This is a genomic window from Rhizobium sp. 62_C5_N11_2 (genome assembly GCF_051811185.1).
Taxonomy (GTDB): domain Bacteria; phylum Pseudomonadota; class Alphaproteobacteria; order Rhizobiales; family Rhizobiaceae; genus Rhizobium; species Rhizobium leguminosarum.
In genome coordinates this window covers 2,208,009-2,223,009 of the sequence record NZ_JBPWPW010000001.1, presented here as the reverse complement: position 1 = coordinate 2,223,009, position 15,001 = coordinate 2,208,009, and the positions used below count along the sequence as shown (strand labels likewise).

Genomic DNA, 15,001 nt, shown 5'->3' with positions numbered 1-15,001 from the left:
GGGCGCGGGATGAGGCGCCAATCGCTTGTCACCCTTCGGTGAGTTCGATCAATTCCTGCAACAACGCCGTGTCGTCCGAACCGGTGTGGTCGTCAGGCCTCAGAACATGAGCAAGCCATGCTCCGTCCGCCGCCAGGCGAACGATTTCGAGCCGCATTCCGGCGTCGGTTTCGGCGTGCCTGACAAGCCGGTCATTCATCCATCTATGCCAGAGGCTTTTAGAGTAGGGGTCGGCAAGCACGGTCATCGTCTGCGCCGACCACGGGCTGTTGTTGAGGGCGCGGTCAGAAAACAGGGTGCGGACATAGGCGCGGGTGAATGTGCCGTGGCCGCCCTTGTCCCTTTCCAGTTCCTGATCGATCTCGCGGTCGAGGTTTTCCATCATGCCGTCGAACACGGCCTCTATAAGCGCCTGCTTATTGGGGAAATGGTGGAACAACCCTCCCTTGGTCACGCCGGCTGCGCTGGCGACCGCCTGTAGGCTGACGGCGGCCAGACCATGCTCGAGCGCCAGCTTGGTGGCGCAATCGAGAAGAGCTTGCCGCACGACGTCCGGCTGTTTCTTTCTGTTGCGGGGGCTATCTACCAATGCATGACCTGTGTTCGAGATAAGCTTCGCGCCGAGGCGCCCGAGAGGATCAGTATCACTCCCGGGATCGCCGGGCCATGGGAACTCCAAATATGATAATGCTATCATACCGACCGGTAGGTATCTTGCAAAGCGAAAAAAGATCGACTATCTGTCGGCTGAGGAGGCCCGCCGAACGTCATTTCGGCGGGCTGTGCTTTTTTGGATCCCGGCGGGACCATCGGAAGGCTTTTGAACATGCTTCTTCACACGAAATCATTGTGTTACGCGCTAACGCTGGGACTTTTTCTGGGCGCAGGCCTGCCGGCTCACGCACAGGAAGGCGGCGCGATGCCGCCTGCTGCCGTCAGCGTCCTGACGCTTAGTGCCCGCCCACTTCCCGTGGTCAGCGAACTGCCCGGCCGCATTGCCGCAACGCGCGTCTCGGAAGTGCGGTCCAGGGTTTCGGGCATCCTGCAGCAGCGGATCTTCGAGCAGGGCAGCCTCGTTCAGCAAGGCGATGTGCTCTACCGTATCGATCCAGCGCTGTTCCGGGTTCGGGTGGCAAGTGCCGAGGCAAGCCTCGAGCGTGCCAAGGCGACGCAGCTGAATGCCCGCCAGCAGTTGGACCGGCAGAAGTCGCTGCGCGACCGCGATGTTGCAAGCGGTATCGAATATGATGCGGCAGCCGTCGCCCTTGCCCAGGCCGATGCCGATGTTGCGCTGGCGCAGGCCGCACTCGACGAAGCGAAGATCAATCTCGGCTATACCGAAGTTCGTGCGCCTATATCAGGCATCATCGGCGGCGCGCTGGTGACGGAAGGCGCGCTGGTGACGGCCGACGCCGGCAACGCGCTGGCGATGATCCAGCAGATCGACCCCGTTTATGCCGACTTCACGCAATCCTCCGGAGACCTGCTGGCGCTAAAGCGGGCGGTCGAGAACGGCCGCCTCACATCGACCGAACCAGGCAAGGCCGACATCAAGCTCGTCTTCGACGATGGCACGGTCTATGGCGAAGCCGGTAAGCTTCTCTTTAGCAGTGCCAGCGTCGATGCGACGACGGGCCAGGTCACCCTTCGCGGTGAATTCTCTAATCCCAAGGGCGACCTGCTGCCGGGCCTTTATATCAGGGTCCGCATCGAGCAGGCCGTCCGGGAGAAGGCAATCCTTATCCCGCAGCGCGCCGTCATCCGCACGGCTGACGGCAAGGCGCAGGTCTATGTCGTCCAGGAGGGAGACGTGGCGCAACCGCGCGACGTTGAGCTTGGTCAATCCGCCGGCAATGAATGGGTGGTTGAAAGCGGCCTGTCATCAGGCGAACGTCTCGTCGTCGACGGCGTGCAGAAACTGCAGCCGGGCGCAAAGGTCGCGTCGGAAGAATGGCGGGATGGCCAGCTCGCGTCCGGTGACGCCAAGAAGCCGGAGTAAGGTCGATGGCACGTTTCTTTATCGATCGCCCGATCCTGGCCTGGGTCTTTGCGATCTTCATCTCCATCGCCGGCCTGATCGCGCTGCCGTTCCTGCCGGTCGCCCAATATCCCAAGGTCGCGCCGCCGCAGCTCAGTATAACCACCAGTTATCCCGGCGCATCGCCGCAGGATATCTATCAGGGCGTCACCCGCCAGATCGAGGAAGAACTGAACGGGGTCGAGCACCTTTCCTATTTCGAGTCGACGTCGGATACATCGGGCGCAATGACGGTCACCGCGACCTTTGCGGCCGGCACCGATATCGACCAGGCCTCCGTCGACGTTCAGAATGCCATCCGCCGCGTCGAACCGCGGCTGCCGCAATCCGTCAAGGATCAGGGCATCACCGTCGAGGAGGCATCGTCCGGCTTCCTGATGTTCATCTCGCTGACCTCGACGGACGGGAAGACCGATGAGGTGGCGCTCGGCGACTATCTCAACCGGAACGTCATCGGCGAGCTGCGCCGTCTCGACGGCGTCGGCCGCGCGCAGCTGTTCGCGTCGCAGCGGGCGATGCGCATCTGGATCGATCCCGACAAGATGGTCGGCCTGAACCTCACCGCATCCGACATCAGCGCGGCGATATCGGCGCAGAACGCCCAGGTCGCAGCTGGCCAGATCGGCGCGGCGCCCAATCCGATCTCGCAGGACCTGACGGCGACGGTGCTGGTGAAGGGGCAACTGACCGACATCAAGGAGTTCGGAGACATCGTGCTGCGCGCCAATGCCGACGGATCGAATGTCAGGCTGCGGGATGTCGCGCGCATTGAAGAGGGCAGCGAGAGCTACAGCTTCTCCACCCGCTTGAACGGGCAGCCGAGTGCTGCCATCGCCATCCAGCTGTCGTCGACGGGCAATGCCGTCAACACGTCCAACCTGGTCAAGGCGAAGATGGAGGAGCTCTCACGCTTCTTCCCGGCGGGAGTTGAATATTCCGTTCCCTATGATACCAGCCCGTTCGTCTCGGCATCTATCGAGAAGGTGGCGCATACGCTCGCAGAAGCCGTCGCGCTCGTCTTCGTCGTCATGCTCATTTTCCTGCAGAGCTTCCGCTACACAATCATTCCGACGCTCGTCGTTCCCGTCGCGCTGCTCGGGACGCTTGCTGTCATGTATGCCGCCGGCTTCTCAATCAACGTGCTGACAATGTTCGCGATGGTGCTTGCCATCGGCATTCTCGTCGACGACGCCATCGTGGTGGTGGAAAACGTCGAGCGGCTGATGGCGGTGGAAGGGCTGTCACCGAAGGAAGCCACCAAGAAGGCGATGCGGCAGATCACCGGCGCGATCCTCGGGATTACGCTGGTTCTTTCCTGCGTCTTCGTGCCGATGGCGTTCTTCCCGGGTTCAACCGGCATCATCTATCGCCAGTTCAGCCTGACCATGGTTGTTTCAATCCTGTTTTCGGCCTTCCTGGCGCTGTCACTGACACCGGCGCTCTGCGCCACCTTCCTGAAGCCGATCAAAGGACATCACGAGAAGAAGGGCATCGCCGGCTGGTTCAACCGCAACTTCGACCGGCTGACCGGCCGTTATGCCCGTACCGTCGGGGGACTGGCCAAGCGCTCCTGGCGGGTCATGGCCGTCTATGTCGCGCTGCTCGTCGGCCTTGGCTATCTCTTCGTCAACCTGCCGAGCAGCTTCGTGCCGGATGAGGATCAGGGCTTCCTGATCGTCGACGTGCAGGGACCGCCGGAGGCGAGCCGCAACCGCACGGTGGCCTCGCTCGAAAGCATCGAGGCGATCTTCAAGAAGGAGCCGGCCGTTGCCAATGTCGTCGCGATCCAGGGCTTCAGCTTCTCCGGGCAGGGACCGAACGCCGCCCTGGTGTTCGTCACGCTCAAGGACTGGGCCGAACGCGGCGCCGGCAATTCGGTGCAGGAGATTTCCAACCGCGCCAATATGCAGCTGTTCGGCCTGAAGGATGCGACATCCTTCGCGCTGTCGCCGCCGCCGATCGAAGGCTTCGGCACAACCAACGGCTTCACCTTCCGCCTTCAGGATCGTGGCGCGAAGGGCCAGGCGGCACTGACCGAGGCGGCGGGAATGCTGCTCGGCAAGGCATCTGAGAATCCCATCATCGCCGGTATCCGCCCTGAGGGCATGCCTGATTCGGCCCAGCTCGTGCTGGTCATCGACCGCGAAAAGGCAAATACCTTCGGCGTTGCCTTCGCCGACATCAACAGCACGATCACCGCCAATCTCGGTTCGAGCTATGTCAACGACTTCCCGAATTCGGGCCGCATGCAGCGCGTCATCGTGCAGGCGCAGGACAAGAGCAGGCTCCAGGCGGAAGACCTGATGAAGCTCAATGTCCGCAATGCGAGCGGCGGCATGGTGCCGCTGTCGTCCTTTGCCGTCGCCGAATGGCAGAAAGGGCCGGCGCAGATCGTCGGTTATAACGGCTACCCCTCAGTGCGCATTTCGGGCGCTCCGGCGCCTGGATATTCATCGGGCGCGGCAATTGTCGAAATGGAACGGCTGGCCTCGGAACTTCCCGAAGGCTTCGGCTTCGAATGGACCGGCCAGTCGCTGGAAGAGCTCAGATCGGGATCGCAGGCGCCGTTCCTGTTCGGCCTCAGCATTCTCTTCGTCTTTCTGCTGTTGTCGGGGCTTTACGAGAGCTGGTCCATCCCGTTGTCGGTGATGCTGGTCGTGCCGCTCGGCGTCATCGGCTGCGTGCTCGCGGTGATGAGCCGCGACATGTCCAACGACATCTACTTCAAGGTTGGCCTGATCGCGATCATCGGGCTGTCGGCGAAGAACGCCATCCTGATCGTCGAATTCGCCAAGGACGGTTTTGCCGAGGGGAAATCGCTGATGGATGCCGCGATCGAAGGCGCCCGTCTGCGCTTCCGGCCGATCATCATGACCTCGCTTGCCTTCACCTTGGGCGTGGTGCCGCTGGCGATCGCCACCGGGCCAAGTGCTGCGAGCCAGAATGCCATCGGCACGGGCGTGCTTGGCGGCATGATCTCGGCGACGGTGCTGGCGATCTTCTTCGTTCCTGTCTTCTTCGTCTTCGTGCTGCGCCTCTTGAGGACGAAGCGGCCGGAGACTGTGAATGATGAGGCTCCGGCCGGGCAGGAAGCTGCGCCGGTGACGTCGCCGAGCTGAGGTGAAGAGTTGGCGGGTTGCCTTACGCAACCCGCCACAGACCTTTGCGGCGGTTCGATGTAAGGAGCTAACCGCCGGGCTTCGGCGTAAGCGTCACGTCTGCGCCATAGGCATCGCGCAGTTCGCCCTCCTGTCCCCGCTGCCGGTCGGCGGCCTGATGCAGCAGGATCGACTCGTATCCTTGCGAGCGCGTCCCCTCGATCAGCGTGATATCGGCGTTTCCAGGATTGTCGGAGCGCTCGAACCACTCGACGGGGCGGTGCAGGAAATTCATTTCGACCGCCCGGTTGGTGACGCCATGACCGACGATCACAACGTTGTGGTCGCTATTTTCGGCATCGTGCATAACGGTCTGCAGGAACAGGCGCACCCGCTGGGCCACATCCGCCCGGCTTTCGCCATCCGGCGGCCGCGCGTAGAACTTGCCGCTGTTGCTGCGCAGCCTCGCCCATTTCTCGAACTCCTCGGGAAACTTCTGCTTCTGTTCGGCGTGGTCATAGATTTCGGTGAAGAGACCGAAATCCTGCTCGCGCAGCAGATAATCTTCCCTGATATCGCCGACGACGCTTTCCGGCAGGGCTTCGAGCAGCGCATCCTTGCTCTGCCGCGTCCTCAGAAAGGGCGAGTACCAGATCTGCAGCTTGCCGAAACCCGCGCTCGGCAATGCCTTGAGATAGGAGGCGATCACGCCGCCTGCCTCGAGTGCCTGCCGATGGCCCCACTGCGTCAGCGGCACGTTGTGATCGCCGAATTGGCGGTAAGCCTGTTCGTTGATGTTGCCGAGGGATTCGCCGTGGCGAACGAGAAAAAGACGCATCAGCCATCCCGCATTGTCGGATATGAATCGCCGCCATCATGAACGCCCTGAATGCGCAGGGCAACATGGCCGGTAGGCCTGGCGGCGACGGGGCTCCTGCCCGTGCGGCGACAGGCATCCTGCCAGCGCGGAATGAACAGGTTTGCAGCGCTTTTCCTGGCCTTGTCATCTTCCTGAAACACGAGTCTGATTTTGGAAGGCTAGATGAAAGATGGGACATGAGCGGCAGCTCGTGAAAGACATGATGGAACCCAGACATTTCCGCACGCTCTTCATTTCCGATGTCCATCTCGGCTCGAAGGCCGCGAAGGCCGACTTCCTGCTGGATTTCCTGCGCCACCACGAGGCCGATACGATCGTGCTCGTCGGCGACATCGTCGACGGCTGGCGTCTCAAGCGCAGCTGGTACTGGCCGCAGGTCTGCAACGACGTCGTCCAGAAGCTGTTGCGCAAGGCGCGCAAGGGCACGCGCGTCGTCTATATTCCCGGCAATCACGACGAATTCCTGCGGGCCTTCCCGGGCATGCATTTTGGCGGCATCGAAGTCGTCGAGCGCATGATGCATGACGGCGCCGACGGCAGAAAATACCTGATCCTGCATGGCGACGAGTTCGACGTCGTGGTCCGCAATGCCCGATTGCTCGCCTATCTCGGCGACTGGGCCTATGACACGGCGATCCGCATCAATATCATCCTGGCGGCGGTGCGGCGTCGACTTGGCATGCCCTACTGGTCATTCTCGGCCTGGGCGAAGCTGCAGGTCAAACATGCCGTCAATTTCATCGGCGAATTCGAGCGCGTCGTGGCAGAGGAAGCCCGCAAAAATGGCGCCGATGGGGTGATCTGCGGACATATCCATCATGCCATCATCCAGGATATGGACGGTATCCGTTACATCAACACTGGTGATTGGGTGGAAAGTTGCACGGCGGTCGCCGAGCACGAGGACGGTACGTTCGAACTGATCACCTGGCGGGCGCTCGCCAGCAGTGTGACAGCACTTGCCGCCGTCGAGCGGGAAGACGCAGAACTGGCTCCACAGGCCGCCTGATTTTGGCGCCGGCGCATCCGCTCCTGCGCTCCCTCGAATTTAGCCGTTACCGTTAGGCGACAGGCCCTATTTATTTTCTAAAACGTTTCAGGACGGCTATTTCTCGCAATAGTCGCCTCCAGGGTGGTGTGTTAGGACAACGTCCAGTTTCCTTCAGGTCCACCCATGATTCCCGCTCAAAATTCCCCGACGGGTGAGGGAGCGCCTCCGCGCTTCCGCATGCTCAGCGCGCTTTCCTATTGCGCGCCGCTGCTCGTCAACGGCATCGTCCTGCCGTTTTTTCCCGTGTGGCTCGCAACCCACAGCTTCAGCGACCACGAGATCGGCATCATCCTTGCCATACCGATGGTGGTTCGCGTGTTGGTGGCGCCTGTCGTCGCCATGATCGCCGATCGATTGAAGGAGCGCGCCGACGTGCTGCTCTGGTCGGGTTGCCTGTCGCTGCTGACGGCGATCGCGCTGTTCTGGACGACGACCTTCTGGCCCGTGACGATCGTCTATGCGCTGCAGGGCGCCACCTTTGCGCCCTATGTGCCCGTCGTCGAATCGATCGTCATCTCGGGCGTTCGCCGCTGGGGGCTCGATTACGGATCGATGCGCGTGTGGGGCTCGATCGCCTTCATCGTCTCGACGCTGGTCGGTGGCCAGCTGATCAGCCGGTGGGGCGGCGAAATGGTGCTGCCGGTCATGGTGTTCGGCTTTATCATGACCGTTGTCATGGCGATCTTCTGTCCGCGCATCGGACCGACGCGACGGCGCGGCCAGCCGATCAACATTCCGGCAGCCACCGGCAGCGGTCTGCGCGAGCCGCACCTTCTGCTGCTTCTGATCGGCGTCGCCATCCAGCAGTCGAGCCATGCGGTGCTGAACGCCTTTTCCTCGATCTACTGGCATCATCTCGGCTTCTCCGGCACGCAGGTCGGCCTGCTCTGGAGCGCCGGCGTCGCTTCGGAAGTGACTGTGTTCTTCCTGTCGAAGCGTCTCAACCGTCGCTTCGATGCCTGGACGCTGATCCGCTTCGGCTGCGCCATCAGCGTCTGCCGCTGGATCCTGTTTCCGATGAATACAGGCTTTGCCGGTTTCTTCCTGCTGCAATGTTTCCATGGCTTTACCTACGCCTTCGTGCATACCGGCGTGCAGCGGCGGATCGTGGCGACCGTGCAGGAAACGCAGGAATCCTCGGCGCAGGGCGCCTATTTCTTCTATGTCGGCATGGCGATGGCGCTGATGACCCTGGCGTCGGGTTATCTCTATGCCTGGCTCGGCGTCGTCAGCTATTACGTCATGGCCGTGGTCGCGTTCTCCGGCCTCGGCCTCGTCATCTCAGCCTATTATCTTCAGCCCCAGAGGGTGGTTTCGGGCGGAAAGACCAGGGAAGCGGCGTAACGAAGACCGGGTTCGCGGTCGCGGGCAAGCAGCAGCGGACCGTCGAGATCGACAAAATCGGCATTCTGAGCAAGCAGAACGGCGGGCGCCATGGCAAGCGAGGTGCCGACCATGCAGCCAATCATGATGCTGAATCCAAGCCGTTCGGCCTCGGCCTTCATCGACAGCGCCTCCGTCAGGCCGCCCGTCTTGTCGAGCTTGATGTTGATCGCGTCGTAGCGGTCGGCAAGGCTTGCGAGATCGCCGGTGTGGTGGACGCTCTCGTCGGCGCAGACGAGGAGCGGGCGGCGGATTTCAGCAAGCAGCCCATCGCGGCCGGCCGGCAGCGGCTGCTCGACGAGGGCCACACCCGCTTGCGCCGCGATATTGAGGTGACGTTCCAACACCGCTTCCGGCCAGCCTTCATTGGCGTCGAGGATGATTTCGGCATCGGGCGCGGCGGCGCGGACGGCGCGGATGCGGCTTTCATCGTCGCCGGTGCCGACCTTGACCTTGAGCAGGGCGCGGCCGGCATGCTCGCGCGCCTGGGCGGCCATCACCTCCGGTTCGCCGAGCGAGATGGTGTATGCGGTGGTGAGCGGCTGCGGAGCGGAAAGGCCGAGGCGGGCGGCGACGCTGTCTCCTGTCTGCTTCGCCTCGAGGTCCCAGAGGGCGCAATCGACGGCGTTGCGGGCCGCACCCGGCGGCATGGCGGACAGCAGGTCGCTGCGCGAGATGCCGGCCTCGATCAGCGGTCGAGCCGCCTCGATTTGGGCGAAAACGCTCTCCATCGTCTCGCCGTAGCGGCGATAGGGCACGCATTCGCCGAGCCCCTGCGCTCCCTCTTCGACAAGCGTGCAGGTGATGACCTCGGCTTCGGTCTTTGCCCCGCGCGAGATGGTGAAGGTCCCGGCAATCGGAAAGGAATTCATCTGGATATCGAGGGTGCGCGGCATTATTGCTCTCCTGCAAGCATGGAAATTGCACGGTGCTTCTGTATATTGACGCGCCGGGCGAACGATCTGCTTCGCGATTCGCGCAATGTCGCTGTAAGCCTTGAAAGACACAAGTATCTTGAACGCCGAGAATCGCAACGCCGCCTCACTGCAAGTGGACGACCAGGCTGATGGCTCGGGACAGCGTGTGCGTCTTCAGGGAAATTGGCGCAGCGCCTACATCCATCTGGTGCTGCGCGATTTCGAAAAGCTCCTGCAGAAGAAGACCGGCGACCTGACGGTAGACCTCTCGGACATTGCGGAGATCGACACAGCCGGCATCTGGCTGCTGTGCCGGCTGAAGAAACAAGAAGAGGCTGGCGGGCGTACGGTTCGCTTCGAAGGCACCAACCCGCATATCGACGAAATGCTGGAGATGTTTTCCGAGGAGCCGGCCAAGCCCGAGCCGGAGCAGACGGAAAAAGTATCGCTTGCCGCGCGCATCTTCGCGCCGATCGGCAAGATGACCTACGACCTCTGGGACAATTTCGCCGCCTCCATGTATATCCTCGGCTCGGCGGTGCGCGGCGCGCAGATGAAGTTCGGCCGCGGCAGCGGCGTTTCGCCAGCCTCCATCGTCAACCAGATCGACCATATGGGCGTTCGCGCCGTTCCGATCATCTTGCTGATGTCTTTCCTGATCGGGGCGATCATCGCCCAGCAGGGCGCCTTCCAGCTGCGCTATTTCGGCGCGGAGGTTTTCGTCGTCGATCTCGTCGGCATCCTGCAATTGCGCGAAATCGGCGTGCTTCTGACGTCGATCATGATCGCCGGCCGTTCGGGCAGCGCCATCACCGCCGAAATCGGCTCGATGAAGATGCGCGAGGAGATCGACGCGCTGAAGGTGATGGGGCTGAACCCGATCGGCGTGCTGATCTTCCCGCGGCTGGTGGCGCTGACCATCGCGCTGCCGCTCTTGACGGTGCTCGCAAATTTCGCCTCGCTCGGGGGTGCTGCCGCCGTCGCCTGGGGCTATTCCGGCATCACCTTCGCCAATTTCCTGTCGCGCCTGCATGAGGCGGTGACCCTGTCGACGGTGCTTTCAGGCATGATCAAGGCGCCGTTCATGGCGCTGGTCATCGGCATCGTCGCCGCCGTCGAGGGGTTGAAGGTTGGTGGCAGCGCGGAATCGCTCGGCCAGCATGTGACGGCCGCGGTGGTGAAGGCGATTTTCGTCGTCATCCTGATGGACGGGCTTTTTGCGATGTTCTATGCAGCGATCGATTTCTAGGATGGCGGACCGCGTGGACGAGAAACCGATCGATACGGAAGACAAGGACGAAAGGGACATCGTGCTGTCGGCGCGCGACGTCACCGTCGGCTTCGGCTCCAAGGTCGTGCTCGACAATCTGAACCTCAATATCTACCGCGGCGAGATCCTGGGCTTCGTCGGCGCGTCCGGCACCGGCAAATCGGTGCTGATGCGCACCGTGCTCCGGCTGCTGCCGCGCCGCTCCGGCACGATCAAGATCCTCGGCCAGGATTTCGACGAACTCGACGAGCCGCAGCGCAACGCGCTCGACATGCGGCTCGGCGTGCTGTTCCAGCAGGGGGCGCTGTTCTCGTCGCTGACAGTCAAGGAAAACATTCAGGTGCCGATGCGCGAGTATCTCGACCTGCCGACCTCGCTGATGGACGAGCTGGCGCATCTGAAGATCCGTATGGTCGGGCTTGCAGCCGATGCCGCCGACAAATATCCATCCGAACTATCCGGCGGCATGATCAAGCGCGCAGCCCTTGCGCGCGCGCTGTCACTCGATCCGGAACTCGTCTTCCTGGACGAGCCGACCTCCGGCCTCGACCCGATCGGCGCGGCCGAATTCGACGAATTGATCGCCAACCTGCGCGATAGTCTGGGATTGACCGTGTATATGGTCACGCACGACCTCGACAGCCTGTTTTCGGTCTGCGACCGTATTGCCGTGCTCGGAAAGAAGCGAGTAATGGTGGAAGGCACGATCGACGACATGCTGGCCTATGACGATCCGTGGGTGCAGGCCTATTTCAAGGGCAAACGCGCGCGGTCGATCGTGCCGCAGAACGCTGCTGCCGCGCGGCACGACAGCAGCGGAAAGTGACCGGATAAGATGGAAACCAAAGCCAATTACACGATTGTCGGTTTTTTCACGGTACTGGTGATCGCAGCTGCCTTCGGCTTCGTCTACTGGATGGCCGAATATGGCCGCGGCGGCCCGATGACGGAACTGATCGTTCGTATTCCGGGCTCGGCCAACGGCCTCAGCGTCGGCTCGCCGGTGCGCTTCAACGGCATCCAGATCGGCTCGGTGCAAACGCTGTCGATCGATGCCGACGATCCGCAATATTCGCTGGCCTTCACCCAGGTGCGCACCGATGCGCCGATCTACCCCTCCACCAAGGCCGCCTTGGAAATCCAGGGTTTGACCGGGGCTGCCTATATCGAACTGTCAGGCGGCCGCAAGGGCGAGGAAAGCATCCTCCAGCATGCGATCGACAACGGCAAACGCGCCGTCATCGTCGCCGACCAGTCGAGCGTCACCAATCTTCTGGCGACGGCCGACAAGATTCTCGATCGCGCCAACGACGCTGTCGGTGAACTTCAAGGTTTCATCGAGGATTCGCGCGGGCCGCTGACCGAGACGTTCAAGAATGCCGAAACGTTCTCGGATGCACTGGCCAAGAATTCCGGCAATATCGACTCCTTCCTGCAGAGCGTCGGCCAGCTCTCGGAGACGGTGAAGGCGGTTTCCGGTCGTGTTGATTCGACGCTTCAAGCCGTCGAATCGCTGGTCAAGGCGGTCGATGCGCAGAAGATCGACAACATCGTTTCCAATGCCGAGAAGATTACCGCCAATGTCGCCGATGCCTCGGGCGACCTCAAGGGCGCGATCCAGAAGTTCGACCAAACGGCCACCACCTTCAATGATTTCGGCAAGCAGGCGCAGGCGACACTCGACCGCGTCGATACGCTCGTTGCCCAGATCGATCCGGCGAAGGTGAAGGGCTCCGTCGACGATATCTCGCAGGCGACCAAGGATGCGCGCGCCGCCGTCGCCTCGATCCGCGATGTCGCCAACACGGTTTCGGCGCGTCAGAAAGATATCGACCAGACGATCCAGGACGTGTCGCAGCTTTCCAACAAGCTGAATTCGGCCTCGACCCGCATCGACGGCATTCTCATCAAGGTCGATGCGCTGCTCGGCACCGACAATACGCAATCGCTGTTCACTGAAGCGCGCGATACGCTGGAATCCTTCAAGAAGGTCGCCGACAACCTGAATTCGCGCATTGGGCCGATTGCCGACAATCTGCAGAAATTCTCGAGCGGCGGCTTGCGCGACGTGCAGACTCTCGTCAACGACATGCGCGGAACCGTGAGCAATCTGAACGATACGATCACCAACTTCGACCGCAATCCGCAGCGCCTGATCTTCGGCGGGGACACGGTGAAGCAATATGACGGCCGGACGCGGCGTTAACTGGGAAATCAAGGGTAGCCTAATATGGTCGCATCGCATCTGTTGTCGCGCCGTTCTCGGATCAGGGGAACGGTGATCGCGCTGCCGCTGACGGCGATGATTCTTTCGGGGTGCGGCACCGCGGCCAAGAACGACACCTACGACCTGCCCGCCGCCGTCGATGGCAGCGGACCCGCGGCCAAATCCCGCCAGATCCTGATCGCCAGTCCCACAGCGCTAAGGTCGCTCGACAGTGAGCAGATCGTCATCCGTGTTTCGCCTTCGGAAATCCAGTATCTCTCAAAGGCGCAGTGGGGCGACAAGCTGCCGCGCATCGTGCAGTCGAAGCTGGTGGAAGCCTTCGAGAACTCGGGCAAGCTCGGCGGCGTCGGCATGCCGGGGCAGGGGCTGGCGATCGACTACCAGATCGTCACCGATATCCGCTCCTTCGAGATCGATGCTTCGAACGGCAACCAGGCGGTGGTCGAGATCTCCGCCAAGATCCTCAACGATCGCAATGGCTCGGTGCGCACTCAGAAGGTGTTCCGCGCCATGGCGCCGGCCGGCGGCGACAATGACGGCTTCGTCAAAGGCCTCGACCGCGCCTTCTCCACGGTTGCCTCCGAGATCGTCAGTTGGACACTGCGCTCAATCTGAACTGGAATTCCGAGGCCACCCCGTGAATATCGGGGGTTGTCGATTGTGAAAATTATTTGATCCCATGGCATAGGGGTCGTCATCGTATTCAATTTCTTCATGAATTTGTGGAACGCATCATGTTATCGCTGTCAGGAGGCATGCTGCATGGTGGCTGCACGAGTATTCGGGAAATCGTCATTGGAGGCGATCCAACGCGAAAATGATCGCCTGGCTGCGCTGCAGCAGCTCGATCTCCTCGACACTCCGAGGGACGAGGGCTTCGAGCGCATCGTACGCCTGATAAAGGAAATCTTTTCCATCGACATCGGCATCGTGTCGCTGATCGATGCGCATCGGCAATGGTACAAGGCTTGCTCCGGCCTTCCGGCCGACGAAGTGTCGCGCGAAGACACGTTCTGCCGCTACGTCGTGGACTGTGAAAGGCCCGTGGTCGTGCAGGACGCTACCAAGGACTCGCGGTTTTCACAGCATCCTTCGGTGACGGGCGAGGACAATATTCGTTTTTATGCCGGTGTGCCGTTGAGAACAAAAGTCGGGCACATGATCGGAACGGTATGCGCGATCGACCGCAGGCCACGATCGTTCGGCAACAGAGATCTCGGCATTCTCGAGGAACTGGCGGGGGCTGCGATGGACCGCATCGAGCTCATGCAGTCGGCCGCCATCGACAGCCTCACCGAGGCGATGACGCGGCGTGCCTTCAAGCAGGAGGCCGATCAGCTCATTTCGCTCGCTCTGCGGCACAAGCACGACCTCTCATGCATCGTCTTCGATATCGACCATTTCAAGAAGGTGAACGATACGCATGGACATGCCGCCGGAGACGAGGTTCTCAAGGTGGTGGCATCGACCTGCAAGGCGACCCTTCGAGCCGGTGATCTGTTCGGCCGTCTTGGCGGCGAGGAATTTGCCGTCATCCTGCCGCATGTCGATCGGGAAGGTGCCGTCGCCGTCGCCGAGAAACTCAGAGCCGCCATCGCCTCTCAGATCATTCGCGGCGATCATGGCGCTCTGACCGTTACAGCCAGCTTCGGAACTTCGGCACTCTCGATCGTAAGCAAAGAGATCGAAACCCTGCTGGCTCAGGCGGATGCGGCGATGTATCAGGCCAAGCATGGCGGACGGAATCGTTGCGTGTCGTGGAGTTCCATCCACGCCGATCACGCCATTGGCGCTCGACGGCGGGTGCTGAAGGCGGGTTCGATCCTGTTCAACGATCGACGCTCGACCATCGACTGCACAGTCAAATCCATTGGATCGGAGAGCGCCGGCATTTCGGTCTCCAATACATCAGGCATTCCTTCGGAATTCATTCTGGCCATCAAAGGCGAAGGATTCGAAACGAATTGCAGGGTGATCGCGCAAGACCGGCAGCATCTGGAAGTGGCTTTCAGATAACCCGTTAGAGCGCCGTGCGTCCTTTCGGACGCATTAAGGACGCTCTAACTCTTTCAATCCTCGTATCGTGCTTTCCGAAAATCGATTCCGATTTTCGGGCCGATGCGCTAGCAAAAACCTG

12 protein-coding genes are annotated in these 15,001 nt (G+C 61.5%); 9 read left to right on the top strand and 3 right to left on the bottom strand.

From position 1 onward, the window contains the following. Window positions 1–28: 28 nt before the first annotated feature. A complete protein-coding gene (locus tag AB8B31_RS11215) occupies window positions 29–589 on the bottom strand; it encodes a TetR/AcrR family transcriptional regulator (protein ID WP_026230488.1) in 561 nt (186 codons plus the stop codon). 237 nt (window positions 590–826) lie between these two features. Between AB8B31_RS11215 and AB8B31_RS11210 the strand changes: the two genes are divergently transcribed. Further along, window positions 827–1,999: an efflux RND transporter periplasmic adaptor subunit gene (locus AB8B31_RS11210; protein WP_032998449.1), complete on the top strand. Its 1,173-nt coding sequence runs from the start codon at window positions 827–829 to the stop codon at window positions 1,997–1,999. Between the two features lie 5 nt (window positions 2,000–2,004). After that, window positions 2,005–5,157 carry an efflux RND transporter permease subunit gene (locus AB8B31_RS11205; RefSeq protein ID WP_128408737.1) on the top strand — a complete coding sequence of 1,051 codons (3,153 nt, stop codon included), beginning with the start codon at window positions 2,005–2,007 and terminating at the stop codon, window positions 5,155–5,157. 67 nt (window positions 5,158–5,224) lie between these two features. Here the strand turns inward: AB8B31_RS11205 and AB8B31_RS11200 are convergent, their stop codons facing one another. Next, a complete protein-coding gene (locus AB8B31_RS11200) occupies window positions 5,225–5,974 on the bottom strand; it encodes a histidine phosphatase family protein (RefSeq protein WP_028733008.1) in 750 nt (249 codons plus the stop codon). 211 nt (window positions 5,975–6,185) lie between these two features. Here AB8B31_RS11200 and AB8B31_RS11195 point away from each other — a divergent pair, with 211 nt between their 5' ends. Together AB8B31_RS11195 and AB8B31_RS11190 are read left to right on the top strand one after the other, a co-directional pair. Beyond that, a complete protein-coding gene (locus tag AB8B31_RS11195; RefSeq protein ID WP_018242243.1) occupies window positions 6,186–7,025 on the top strand; it encodes a UDP-2,3-diacylglucosamine diphosphatase in 840 nt (279 codons plus the stop codon). Window positions 7,026–7,190: 165 nt separating this feature from the next. Further along, entirely contained in the window at window positions 7,191–8,411 is a 1,221-nt protein-coding gene (locus AB8B31_RS11190; RefSeq protein ID WP_018242242.1) for an MFS transporter, read from the top strand. On the opposite strand, the gene dgcA is transcribed toward AB8B31_RS11190, so the two are convergent. Then, window positions 8,363–9,346: an N-acetyl-D-Glu racemase DgcA gene (gene dgcA, locus AB8B31_RS11185; protein WP_018242241.1), complete on the bottom strand. Its 984-nt coding sequence runs from the start codon at window positions 9,344–9,346 to the stop codon at window positions 8,363–8,365. The genes AB8B31_RS11190 and dgcA overlap by 49 nt on opposite strands. Before the next feature lie 100 nt (window positions 9,347–9,446). Here dgcA and AB8B31_RS11180 point away from each other — a divergent pair, with 100 nt between their 5' ends. The 5 genes from AB8B31_RS11180 to AB8B31_RS11160 all read left to right on the top strand — a co-directional run bounded on the left by AB8B31_RS11180 (window position 9,447) and on the right by AB8B31_RS11160 (window position 14,880). Continuing rightward, window positions 9,447–10,616, top strand: coding sequence for an ABC transporter permease (locus AB8B31_RS11180; RefSeq protein ID WP_018242240.1), 1,170 nt, complete (start codon window positions 9,447–9,449; stop codon window positions 10,614–10,616). 1 nt (window position 10,617) lies between these two features. Then, window positions 10,618–11,463 carry an ABC transporter ATP-binding protein gene (locus AB8B31_RS11175; protein ID WP_003559847.1) on the top strand — a complete coding sequence of 282 codons (846 nt, stop codon included), beginning with the start codon at window positions 10,618–10,620 and terminating at the stop codon, window positions 11,461–11,463. Between the two features lie 9 nt (window positions 11,464–11,472). Further along, window positions 11,473–12,843, top strand: coding sequence for an MlaD family protein (locus tag AB8B31_RS11170; protein ID WP_018072308.1), 1,371 nt, complete (start codon window positions 11,473–11,475; stop codon window positions 12,841–12,843). A 24-nt stretch (window positions 12,844–12,867) separates the two neighbouring features. Then, a complete protein-coding gene (locus AB8B31_RS11165; protein WP_028733006.1) occupies window positions 12,868–13,479 on the top strand; it encodes an ABC-type transport auxiliary lipoprotein family protein in 612 nt (203 codons plus the stop codon). Window positions 13,480–13,626: 147 nt separating this feature from the next. Continuing rightward, complete coding sequence (locus tag AB8B31_RS11160) at window positions 13,627–14,880, top strand: sensor domain-containing diguanylate cyclase (RefSeq protein ID WP_028733005.1); 1,254 nt, start codon at window positions 13,627–13,629, stop codon at window positions 14,878–14,880. Window positions 14,881–15,001 lie beyond the last annotated feature (121 nt).

Coding starts and splice junctions, on each gene's coding strand:
- AB8B31_RS11210 (WP_032998449.1), top strand. CDS start 827: ATGCTTCTTCACACGAAATCATTGTGTTACGCGCTAACGCTGGGACTT.
- AB8B31_RS11205 (WP_128408737.1), top strand. CDS start 2,005: ATGGCACGTTTCTTTATCGATCGCCCGATCCTGGCCTGGGTCTTTGCG.
- AB8B31_RS11200 (WP_028733008.1), bottom strand. CDS start 5,974: ATGCGTCTTTTTCTCGTTCGCCACGGCGAATCCCTCGGCAACATCAAC.
- AB8B31_RS11195 (WP_018242243.1), top strand. CDS start 6,186: ATGGGACATGAGCGGCAGCTCGTGAAAGACATGATGGAACCCAGACAT.
- AB8B31_RS11190 (WP_018242242.1), top strand. CDS start 7,191: ATGATTCCCGCTCAAAATTCCCCGACGGGTGAGGGAGCGCCTCCGCGC.
- dgcA (WP_018242241.1), bottom strand. CDS start 9,346: ATGCCGCGCACCCTCGATATCCAGATGAATTCCTTTCCGATTGCCGGG.
- AB8B31_RS11175 (WP_003559847.1), top strand. CDS start 10,618: ATGGCGGACCGCGTGGACGAGAAACCGATCGATACGGAAGACAAGGAC.
- AB8B31_RS11170 (WP_018072308.1), top strand. CDS start 11,473: ATGGAAACCAAAGCCAATTACACGATTGTCGGTTTTTTCACGGTACTG.
- AB8B31_RS11165 (WP_028733006.1), top strand. CDS start 12,868: ATGGTCGCATCGCATCTGTTGTCGCGCCGTTCTCGGATCAGGGGAACG.
- AB8B31_RS11160 (WP_028733005.1), top strand. CDS start 13,627: ATGGTGGCTGCACGAGTATTCGGGAAATCGTCATTGGAGGCGATCCAA.